The 11,161-nt window shown below is 46.1% G+C and carries 9 protein-coding genes; 5 read left to right on the top strand and 4 right to left on the bottom strand.

Annotated features, from left to right (window positions below):
- Nucleotides 1-88: 88 nt before the first annotated feature.
- From ABDW33_RS21360 to ABDW33_RS21340, 5 genes are all read left to right on the top strand, one after another.
- The gene (locus tag ABDW33_RS21360) at nucleotides 89-688 is read left to right on the top strand and encodes a sigma-70 family RNA polymerase sigma factor (protein WP_343692133.1); all 600 of its coding nucleotides are present in this window, start codon (nucleotides 89-91) and stop codon (nucleotides 686-688) included.
- A gap of 50 nt (nucleotides 689-738) precedes the next feature.
- A complete protein-coding gene (locus ABDW33_RS21355; protein ID WP_343692132.1) occupies nucleotides 739-1,743 on the top strand; it encodes a FecR domain-containing protein in 1,005 nt (334 codons plus the stop codon).
- Nucleotides 1,744-1,823: 80 nt separating this feature from the next.
- Nucleotides 1,824-5,009 (top strand): TonB-dependent receptor, encoded by a 3,186-nt coding sequence (locus ABDW33_RS21350; RefSeq protein ID WP_343692131.1) that lies wholly within the window; start codon nucleotides 1,824-1,826, stop codon nucleotides 5,007-5,009.
- A gap of 18 nt (nucleotides 5,010-5,027) precedes the next feature.
- Nucleotides 5,028-6,407 (top strand): RagB/SusD family nutrient uptake outer membrane protein, encoded by a 1,380-nt coding sequence (locus ABDW33_RS21345; RefSeq protein WP_343692130.1) that lies wholly within the window; start codon nucleotides 5,028-5,030, stop codon nucleotides 6,405-6,407.
- A 1-nt stretch (nucleotide 6,408) separates the two neighbouring features.
- On the top strand, nucleotides 6,409-7,293 hold the full coding sequence (locus tag ABDW33_RS21340; RefSeq protein WP_343692129.1) for a glycerophosphodiester phosphodiesterase family protein: 885 nt from the start codon (nucleotides 6,409-6,411) through the stop codon (nucleotides 7,291-7,293).
- A 13-nt stretch (nucleotides 7,294-7,306) separates the two neighbouring features.
- Here ABDW33_RS21340 and ABDW33_RS21335 read toward each other — a convergent pair whose 3' ends face one another.
- The 4 genes from ABDW33_RS21335 to ABDW33_RS21320 all read right to left on the bottom strand — a co-directional run bounded on the left by ABDW33_RS21335 (nucleotide 7,307) and on the right by ABDW33_RS21320 (nucleotide 11,156).
- Nucleotides 7,307-7,822, bottom strand: a complete 516-nt coding sequence (locus tag ABDW33_RS21335; RefSeq protein WP_343692128.1) for a hypothetical protein — start codon at nucleotides 7,820-7,822, stop codon at nucleotides 7,307-7,309.
- A 50-nt stretch (nucleotides 7,823-7,872) separates the two neighbouring features.
- Nucleotides 7,873-8,307 carry a hypothetical protein gene (locus tag ABDW33_RS21330; protein WP_343692127.1) on the bottom strand — a complete coding sequence of 145 codons (435 nt, stop codon included), beginning with the start codon at nucleotides 8,305-8,307 and terminating at the stop codon, nucleotides 7,873-7,875.
- A gap of 205 nt (nucleotides 8,308-8,512) precedes the next feature.
- Complete coding sequence (locus ABDW33_RS21325; RefSeq protein WP_343692126.1) at nucleotides 8,513-9,634, bottom strand: hypothetical protein; 1,122 nt, start codon at nucleotides 9,632-9,634, stop codon at nucleotides 8,513-8,515.
- A gap of 1 nt (nucleotide 9,635) precedes the next feature.
- Nucleotides 9,636-11,156, bottom strand: a complete 1,521-nt coding sequence (locus ABDW33_RS21320; RefSeq protein ID WP_343692125.1) for a RagB/SusD family nutrient uptake outer membrane protein — start codon at nucleotides 11,154-11,156, stop codon at nucleotides 9,636-9,638.
- Between the last annotated feature and the right edge of the window lie 5 nt (nucleotides 11,157-11,161).

The raw sequence follows: 11,161 nt of genomic DNA, 5'->3' as shown, positions 1-11,161 counted from the left end.
CCGGAATTGAATAACAATTTCATAACCTTCCTCTCTATTTTCAATAATTACCTTCGCATGAACTTCTCATTTACCAAATCAGTCAACAGTGAGTGCCAGCGAAGAAATATTGTTGATACAGCAGCTTTCCCGCGGAAGCATGGCTGCCTTTGATGCGTTTTATCATCAATACAAGCAGGTCGTATACGCCAATATAATGAAGATGGTAAGGCAACCGGAGGCTGCAGAAGACCTGTTGCAGGAAGTATTCATCGCGCTGTGGCAAAATCGTCATAAACTCCGGCAGGACCGTTCCATCGCTGGCTGGCTCTTCGTGGTCAGCTACAACAAAGCAGCCTCCTACCTGAAGCAACAACTCAAATCCGCCATTGTGCTTGTACCCGAAGCACATTACCCCGATATCATTCCCCACGAAGAGCCCCTGGAAGAAGATCTCTATCAGACCCAGCTGGCCATTGTGGAAGCTGCTATCAATCAGCTCCCTGCCCGCAAAAAAGAAGTATTCCGCCTATGCCGGCTGGAAGGCCGGCCTTACGAAGAGGTGGCACTCACTATGGGTATTTCTGTTACATCTGTTAAGGACTACCTCAAACAATCTGTCCGCTTTATACGTGCATATGCGCAGGAACATCCGTCAGCTACCGGTATGACTACACTTTCCCTGATTGTGGCCTTAACAATTTGGTAACATAGAAAAGCATCCCCTTTCGACTTCTTCCTGAGTATTTATCAGTGAACATGGAAGAGATCAATCAACTAATAGCAAAATTTTGGGCAGGTACTGCTACTGAAGCTGAAAAGAATTATTTGTTTCAATACCTGGATAGTCATGAAGAGGCATGGCAGGAGTACCTGCGCCAGGGTTATGAACAAAAGTCTTTTATTCAGGATGCACCTTTGTCTGAAACAGTTTCAGCAGCAATACTGCAAAATTTGCATAACGGGATAGGCACAAAGGTAATACCTATGCGCGCCTGGCTGAAATGGGCCGTAGCGGCAATGCTGATCCTGTTTGCCGGCGGCAGCGTACTGTATTTTAATCATTCCGGCAACAGAAAACTGGCTGATAATACACCCGGGATGATACAGCATCGCAACGGTGGCATGTCTACAGAAATATTTAATCTGCCAGATGGATCACAGGTGAAACTGCAGCCGGGAAGTACAATCAGCTACGCTCCCCAGTTCACGCCCGGGGAAAGAAATATTTTACTGGATGGGGCTGCATTCTTTCATGCCACACATGATGATAAACGGCCTTTCAGTGTCACTGCAAAGGCGTTTAAGACAACCGCACTGGGAACTTCGTTTTATATCAATACCGCAACAGACAGCATTTCAGTTAAGTTAATAGAAGGAAAGGTCGTGATACGGGCGATTAAGGAAAGTAGCATGGTAATGCGGGATATCTACCTTACACCAGGCCAGGAATTCGTAGCCAGCACCACCCAGAAAAGATGCCGTGTGCAGGATTTCAGCGAGGTAGCGGCTACCCCGGCCAAACAGGAACACATTACCATCATGGCATTTAATAAGACCAACCTGACGTCTGTGTTCCGCCAGCTGGGAGCTCATTACCACCTGCAGATCGACCTGGATTCGACGGTTGTAAGTGGTTTGACTTTTACCGGTGTCTTTGAGCAATCAGATGCTCCACAGGTAGTACTCGCTGCTATCTGCACCATGAACGATCTCTCCTGGAAGCAGGAAGGCAGCAGGATCGTCATCAGCAAAATAAAATAACAAACAAATTTAAAAGATACTGTACTACTGTCTCCGGAGACGGTATGGTGACCTATTGTCAAAAATTTTCAAACAACAAAATGAAAAAGCAACATCACAGATTTTTATGGCCGTTTACAGGATGCCTTTCGGTCCTTATGCTGTTGTTACACCTGACTGTACATGCACAACAGGAAGCACAGATGAAAGGAATGGTATTGAACGAGAAAGGCGAAACCATGCCAGGCGTGACCGTACAAATGAATGAGACTGATAGCAAAATTATCAAGGTAACCATCACGAATGAAAAAGGGGTATATACTTTTGATCGGTTGAAGGCCGGTACAAAATATGATTTCGTATTTTCTGCTGTTGGTTACGACAAATATATCGCCCCGGCTTACCTGATCAATGCCGGGGATAACAACTCCCTGCTGGTGCGTTTGAAACTGGCTACGAAATCACTGAGTGATGTGGTGGTCATTGGTTACGGACAGCAATCCCGTAACCGCGTAACGGGTGTCATCTCGCAGGTAAGATCCAAAGACCTGAGCACTTATAGCGCCGCTTCCTTTGCCCAGCAACTGGCTGGTAAAGCTGCAGGTGTTGTGATCAACGAAGCATCCGCACAACCCGGTTCTGATCCCCAGATCGTGATCCGTGGTATCGGGACACTCACGGCCGGGCGGAGCCCTTTGATCGTTGTAGATGGATTTCCACTCACAGAAGGCTCTTCATTGAACTCCATCAACCCGGGTGATATTGCCAGCGTAGACATCCTGAAAGACCCCGCATCGGCAGCCATTTATGGTTCCCGCGCTGCAAACGGGGTGATCCTGGTGACCACTAAAAAAGGAAAAGCTGATCAGTTCAAAGTTTCCCTGGACGTTTATACGGGTGTGCAATCAAGAGCAGACCAGGTAAAATATGTGAATGCCTATGATGCGGCCACTTTTTTTACTGAAGCACGTGACTGGGGGTACGTGTCAAAAAATCCGGCTAACAGGAGCATCACTGATGATCGCGCTACCCGTGTATCAAAAGGGGCGAGCCTGCGGGAACTACGCCTGAATTACCTGGAACCCTGGCTTGAAAAACAGGCCGGGCTCACAAATACTAACTGGCAGGACGAGATATTTCGCCAGGGGCAGATCAGTAGTTACAACCTGGCACTCTCCGGCGGCTCTGCTAAAACCAGCTATTATGTAGCAGGTAACTATTTCGACCAGCAGGGTATTGTAATTCATAACGGGTTGAAACGTTATAGCGGTACAATCCGCATAGACAGCCGGTTGTCGGACCGCCTGGATCTGGGTATCAGTATGAATCCGTCTTTCAATAACCAGCAGTATTTCAATAACAATGCGGACTGGTCGGGCGATCCTATTGCTGCTACAGAAATTATGTACCCGTTTTTTAGCCCCTATAATGCAGATGGTTCACTGGCCATCAGCAAACAGATTATAGCGAATACCCCGGAAGATGGTGCGCTGGCAGAGAATCCGGTAGCGCTGGCGAAAGAGATCAAGAATAAAAGAATGTTCTTCAGGAACTTTGGCAACGGGTTTCTGACGTACAGGATCCTGAATGGTTTAAAGTTGAAAACCCTGTTAGGGGGTGACCTGGTCAGCAGTATGTACGACTTTTACAATCCCTCCTACATTGGCCAGTATAGAGGTGCTGCCCCCAAACCGGCAGTGACCAGCGAAACCAAGATATTCAATTACAACTACCTATGGGAGAATACCCTGAATTATACCCATAGCTTTGGGAAGCATGACCTGGACCTGCTGGGTGGTTATACCTTCCAGAAAGAAACAGGTTCTACCACCTATGTAAGCGGCACCGGTGTGGCAGATGATAATATTACCAATATCGGCGGCGCCAGTTCATTCACTGCTACCGAATCCAGGTACACATGGGCACAGATATCTTACCTGGCACGTGCACAGTATGCATACGATGATAAGTACCTGTTTACTGCCACGATCAGAAGAGATGGTTCCTCCCGGTTCGGAAACGACCGTAAATGGGGTAATTTCCCCTCTTTGACCGCGGGGTGGATACTGAGTAAGGAAAACTTCTTCCCCGCGTCTAAGACGCTTACATTCGCTAAAATAAGGGCTACCTGGGGCCAGTCAGGTAATAACCAGATCGGATCTTACAGCTCACTGGCACTCGTGAGTGCTAATAACTACGTTTTTGGTGGTACTCTGGCCCCTGGTTTTGCTGCTACTACCACTCCGAATGCTAATCTCTCCTGGGAAACAAAAACCTCTTCGAATATAGGTATTGACCTCGGGTTCTGGGATAAACTGCATATTGCTGCTGATTATTATAACGCGATTACCAAAGACCTGTTACTGAATGTGCCGGTGCCTGACCAGTCGGGGTACAGCACCTCTATTCAGAATATCGGGAAAGTAAAGAACAGCGGGTTCGAGATGGAATTATCCGGTAGTGATATTCAACTGGGTCCCTTGAACTGGAACTTTAGCGCCAATATCGCTACGAACAGGAACGAAGTATTAGCATTGGCACCCGGTCAGCAGCAAATCATCAGCGGAGCGGATGGCAACTTCCTGACCCGTGTAGGTGGTTCCGTAGCAGAGTTATATGGTTACAAAGTGAGCGGCATTTATAAAACACAGGACCAGATCAATAATACGCCACACATGAATGGCACGGTGACAGGTGATTACATCGTAGAAGACGTGAACAAAGACGGGCAGATTACCACCGCCGACCGTATGAGCTTTGGTACCTACAATCCGCATTTTACGTACGGTTTTTCCAACAGCTTTGGCTATAAAGGCCTGGAACTGAATTTTTCCCTGGTCGGCGTTCAGGGCAGAAAGATTTATGACAGGCAGATGGCATTCTTCGATGAATCCGGCGAAGGTTTCTCTATGCCGAGCCAGTATTATTTTGATCACCGGTATCACCCTGTAGATAATCCCAATGGTTTCTTTGCCCAGCCGAATATGGGTAATTTCTCTAACTCGAGGAAACTGACACGTACATCAAATATGTTCTTCAAGAACGCCGATTACCTGCGCCTGCGCAATATACAATTGGCATATACACTGCCTGCCGTATGGTTGAAACAAACCGGCATCTCAGCAGCCCGTGTGTATCTGAGTGGAAACAACCTGTTCACCATTACACAATTCAAAGGATACAATCCCGATGCGACATCAACAGATAATGTGCTCACCAATGGATTGTCGAACTCCAACTATCCGGTTGCAAGATCATTTATCATCGGATGTAATGTTACTTTCTAACCAGTTTAATTCAAGCAAATGAAAAAGAATATAATCATCATACCGGCAGTAATTGGCCTGTTGCTGACCCAGGGCGCCTGCACAAAAGAATTATTCCAGGAACCTACTACAGAGAAGAATGCAGGTAGTTTTCCCCGCAACGAAACAGAAGCGGAAGAATATATAAATGCCGCTTACGGCAACCTGCAGGATCCGGGTTTATACGGGTTATACATGCCGGCGATCACAGAAATACCTTCGGACAATACATATGATGAGGTACCTGCTAACGATGATGGCATTTATGGACAGCTGGACCAGTTTACGGTTGTCCCTTCCAACAAAATAATAATGAGTACCTGGCAGCAGTCCTACTATGCCATTCAGAAAGCCAACCTGGTCCTGAACCGCATAGACAAGATTACCTATGCTGCCGATGCAACAAAGGAAGCCCGGAAGGGAGAAATGAAGTTTATCAGGGCGCTGCTGTATTTTAACCTGGTAAGATTGTATGGCGATGTTCCATTGGTAACACAGGAAACGGGCGATCCCAATGTTTATTTCGGACAGGGCAGAAACGCGGCGGCAGATGTGTACACCCAGATTAAAAAAGACCTGACAGAAGCGATCGCACAGTTGCCTGCAACTGCCACACAGAAAGGCCGGGTTGTGAAGACAGCTGCCCAGACATTGCTGGCTAAAGTATACCTGACCTTACTGGATTATAGTAGTGCTAAGACATTGCTCAATGCGGTAGTCAGCTCCGGCCAGCACCAGCTGCTGGGCAACCCGGCTGATATATTCAGCATCAGCAATGAAAACAACGCGGAGATTATTTTCGCGGTGCAATTTGCATCGGGCGTGAACGGCAATACGGAGGGCTCTGCGATGTTCCAGATCTTCAGTCCTTCCGGCACACAAACAGGTGCTAAAGGACATAACCTGCCTACAAAGGAATTGTATAGTCTATACACCAGCGCCGACAGGCGAAAAGGCGTATATGTGGACGTGACTGCTGCCGGTGTGCCATTTTGTAAAAAGTTAACAAAACCAACAACCGTCATTACTGATGGGGGCAGCGATGTGGTAGTACTGAGATACGCAGATGTGATATTAATGCTGGCAGAGGTAGAGAATGAATTGGGGAATACTGCAATGGCTATCAATTACCTCAATACTATCCGTGCCAGGGCCGGACTTGCAGGTACGACTGCTATCACCCAGGACGATCTGCGCATTGCCATTGCAACAGAAAGACGACTGGAACTGATCGGAGAGGGGCACCGCTGGTTTGACCTGTTACGCACGGGCAAAGCACTAAGCGTGATCAGTAATATTGATACGCATAATCTCCTGATGCCTGTGCCACAGGGACAGATAGATACCGATCCATCCATTAAACAAAACCCGGGATACTAATATGAAAAAATTACTGACCTTAATTTTATTTGCAGGTACGACGGCCATGGCACAGCGACCTGTAGATGCCATCATCAAAGAGTTTAAGAATCCGCGGGGTAAAGAAGTATTGGTAGCGGCACATCGTGGTGACTGGCGCAATGCACCGGAAAATTCCCTGGCAGCCATTCAATATGCGATTAATATGGGTGTGGATATCATAGAAACAGATGTGCAGAAAACTGCTGACGGTTATCTGGTACTTATGCATGATGAAACGATAGACCGTACTACCACCGGCAAAGGGAAAGTAAAGGAACTGACACTGGCTTACCTGAAAACCCTCTACCTGCGTAATGGAGCAGGAGTGCCCACCACTCATCGTATTCCCACGCTCGAGGAAGCCATGCTGGTGATGAAAGGAAAGGTAATGGTCAACCTGGACAAGAGCTATAAATGTATGGAAGAAACCTATGCTGTACTGGAAAAAACCGGCACTGTAGATCATGGCATATTTAAAGGACAGGTAGCGCCGGCTGTACTGCAGGCGGAACATCCTGCAGTTATAGCGAAGGCCTTGTATATGCCGATCGTGAGCCTGGATGACAGTACCGCTGCCATGACCATGCATACATACCTGGAACAGCTGCATCCTGCCGCATTTGAGTTAATATTCCAAAGAGATACTTCTTCGATGTTGTCAGCGCTCCCCGCAAAAGACTGCAGGCTATGGGTGAATGCACTGTGGAGTAGCCTAAATGGCGGGCATTACGATGACATGGCTTTTGACGACGGCAATACAAAAGATAGCTGGGACTGGTTGTTGTCGAAAGGGTTTATGGTGATTCAGACAGATAGACCAGCTGCGTTGCTGGCTTACCTTCATAAAAAAGGGTTGCACAGGTAGTGCAACCCTTTTTTTAATATTCTATACCTGCGTAAAGACCGGTTTTTGCCGTGAGCAGATGGGTGAATTTTTGCAACCCTATCAGGTGTTGATTCATCCGGAGCTTCTGACCATCTTCATCAGTAAGTGTTAGGAGGCCTGTCGTGTTATTGAATTTAGTGGTAACGATCTTATTCCACCTGGACGTGGTCACTTTTTTAAAAGGGCCCGTTACCACAATATAGGTATCGTCAAAAACCACCTGGTGGTTACGATAATACAGGATAAATAGCCAACCTGCGCCGCCAAAAAACAGCAAACCAAAAGGCAGCAGTATAAATAAATAGATATTATTTGGATGCCCGGTTATGAGCGGGACTATACTAAATGCGGCAATACCTATGCAGATCCATCCTAAAATGTTGTAGGCCTTTTGCATGCGTAATGTAAAGTCGTTTTGCCAGTTGGCGGTAATGTTTTTGCCTGTAGCTTTATTAAGCTGATGAGTCGAGATGGCTTCTGCTATCAGGATGATGACATGTGAAAACATGTACAAAGTATTTTGAATGGTAAATTTGACAGTTAATCCTGTTGAACCGGTTAGCGCTTTTTAACAACTTTGATGTTGGTATACCTGAATACATTGGCAGGATCCGGTTTTCCCTTCGTTACGTATCCTTTGGGATAACTATAGTAGGATATGATCTGTCCCCTCACCTGAACGGCCAGCGGCAGGCTGCGGCCATCCCATAAGGATTCCGCGTCGACTAATTTTTTATTTGCAGGTTCTAAGTAGTAGAATTGCGTGGTTGAATCCGGAAATCCCTCCCGATATTCCGTCCATTGCGCACAAGAACAGGAAATGGCATTGTAATATAATATAAGGGTCGTATCTTTTTTCAGCGGTATAGGGTTTGGCGCATGCCAGGGACCTGTCGTATCATTGGGCATAACCGTTGCTGTAAGGTGGCCGGGAAATTTAGGATCGCCGGTACATACTGTGAGCAATAGCACGAATGGAAGAAGCAGATACATTTGCTATAGGTATAATGTGTGAAAAAGTAAGTGGCGGGATAAAGCTAAGTATTTTCTGTTGGAATATATTAAAACCAGCATACCTCCAGGTAAATTTATTAAAACAACAAACACTTTCATAAGGTGCCCAATTAGAAAGGGCCTGTATCATCAGAAAGATACAGGCCTTCATTACACCAGCATCAGGGCATTGCTACATCTGCGCTTATCTTTCAGATACTTTTTGCATAACTCCCGTAAACGGATCATAATTGATCACATTCTGCCAGACCTTGTAATTGCTATATACAATGGCAATAGACACTTTTCCCGCTGCGTTATTGTCCTCCACAGTTACCTCTGCCTGGAAGGAACCCGTTTTATAGATGCTTACCGACTGAGACGCCCCGAGCTTGCCGGGAAGCAATTGCCAAAGCTCCCCATTGGGAAGAATAAATGTAAGACCTCCGCTTGTAATAACCTGTTTGAAAATAGGATTGCCTTCCAGGTCATTCCATGCAGCAGTATCTCCCGGTAGAAATTCACTCTTTATCCCTTCTTTGACATGATACTGTTGGTGCACACTTTGCTGGTTGCGAATGATATTCCCTACGCTATCGAGGTAATAATGAGGGATAATATACTGCTCCTTTCTCCAGTCAATCCCGAATTCCGCGTTATATCCATGTTCCCAATGCTGGAGGTGCCAGTGAGGGGGATAATCAAGATGCGCCCTCGGTGCTGATGATTCGCAGTTCAGCAGGATAAATTCCCCTTTAAATGTCTGGTGTAAACCACTCATACACCCCATCAGTCTTAGCATCTCCTGGCAGGCTATTTCATAGTTGAGTGCTGCAGCCAGCCCTTTCCCGGGATAAGATGCTTTCAGGTAATCACCATTTAGTCTCTCTTTCCAGTTATGGTAGATCCATACAAATGGTCCGCCTTTGGGACTTTGATAGGGTGTTTGTATATGCATGCCATCAGTGGTGTCATTGATAAGTGCGAGACGATATTGGTTATCTGTATGTGTGAAGGGAACATCTGTTCTCCCGATGATCGCCCGCTGGATAGTTACACCCTGCGCTTCGATAGTAATGTATTCTGACGGCAGATGACAGTCTGTTGTCTCCAGTACGAAGAATATTTCCCGCTCGTTTTCACCATTGTACCATTTTTTTGTAGAAATGGTATAGGCAGAAGGTTTATTTTGTAAATTCAATACAGCCGGTTGTGTGCATCTGGAAGATTTGTCTTTTATGAGACGAACAGTTATATAAGTAGCCTTAACACTGGTGATCAGGAGACAATGTAACACCAACAGGCAAATCAGGGAGTGAATCTTCATATTAGTATCCTGGATTTTGTGTTAAGTTAGGATTCAGGTCTCTTTCACTTTGAGGAATAGGAAATAGTTCCTGCTGATGGGACACAAATTTCCGGTTCAGTTCCCCGATATTATTGATTACGCTGTCGGCAATGCCAAGCGTGACCAGATCAAACCAGCGTAAACCTTCAAATGCGAACTCAATCCTTCTTTCATGAATTACTTCTTGTCGGAAAAGGTTGGCAGATAAACCGGTAGTTACAACCGGCATACCCGCCCTTGCCCTCACTTTATTGATGGCCGCATATGCATTTGCGGTAGGACCATTCACCTCATTTTCTGCTTCTGCCGCCATTAAGAGGAGATCTGCATATCGGATGACAGGGAAGTCCAGTTGCCCCTGATTTTGGGCAAGACCATTGATAGTAGTGAACTTTTTCATCGCAAAATTAGTTTGCAACACACCAATGGTAGTGTGTCCATTGAAAGCTAATAACTGTGTGCCAGTGGAATAAGTATCCCCAGGCGTGGAAATGCTGGCTTTCAGACGCGGATCTCTGTTGTTATAAGGGGAAGCTGCGTTGTATAATGGAGAGGAATTGACCGGCAAGCCATCAGTACAGTAAAAGTCATTTACCAGGTTGGTATGTACTGAGAGAGAGAGGTTACCACCGCCTGCGGCAAAGAACGTGTATATATTGGCCATTTTGTCCAGATCATTTCCTTTGCAGGCAAAGAGCATTTCTTTATTGTCGATGTTCGCAATTGTAAAGGTACTTTCGAATGTGCTATTCAGGCCATTGCCCGCAGCGTCAGCCGTGGTTAAAGCCTGCTGTATCGCAGTCCAGGCACTTGCCCACGACTGGTGTTGCATTCTGGCTTCATATAGCATGCACCGTGCTTTCAGGGCCAGGACAGCCTGTTTGGTGAGTCGCCCTTTTTCATTGTTGTAGGGCTTTATACTCAGTGAGTCGGCGGCGGACTGAAACTCTCCCAGTATAAAATTGATGACAGTATCCCTGTTCGTGCGGCTTAATTCTTTGGAAGTGGCCAGATCTATATTAGTCGTATAAAAAGGAACATCACCGTATAAATACACCAGCCGCATATAAGCCAACGCTCTCAGTGCCCTGGCCTCCGCTTTTATGGCTATTCTGTCGGCTGCCGTGATCACATTACCCGGCGCATGAATGTTGTCCAGCACCAGGTTGGCTCTTTGAATCAATTGATAAGCTGACTGGTAGTAAGTCGCAAACCGTTGAGTGGAATTGGCATTTGTAATACCCTGTGCAAAGGAAATTAATTCTGTCTCGTACTTAAAATGTACCCCGTTATCTGTAATCCCTTCCAGGTCAGGTAGTTTACCGAAATTATTTTCTGATTGCAGTGCATCGTATATGCCTATCAGCGCAATCTTCAGATTATCACCATTAGCATAGAATGTTTCCGGTGATAAAGTGTCTTTAGGCAGCTTACTTAGATAGTCTTTGCTACATCCAAATAATAAGCTGGCGGCCGTCAATAATATGATGATTCTTTGCATATTTT

The organism is Chitinophaga sp. (assembly GCF_039596155.1).
GTDB lineage: Bacteria > Bacteroidota > Bacteroidia > Chitinophagales > Chitinophagaceae > Chitinophaga.
Note: the sequence above shows the minus strand (reverse complement) of the source record. Positions and strands in the feature narration are given on the sequence as shown.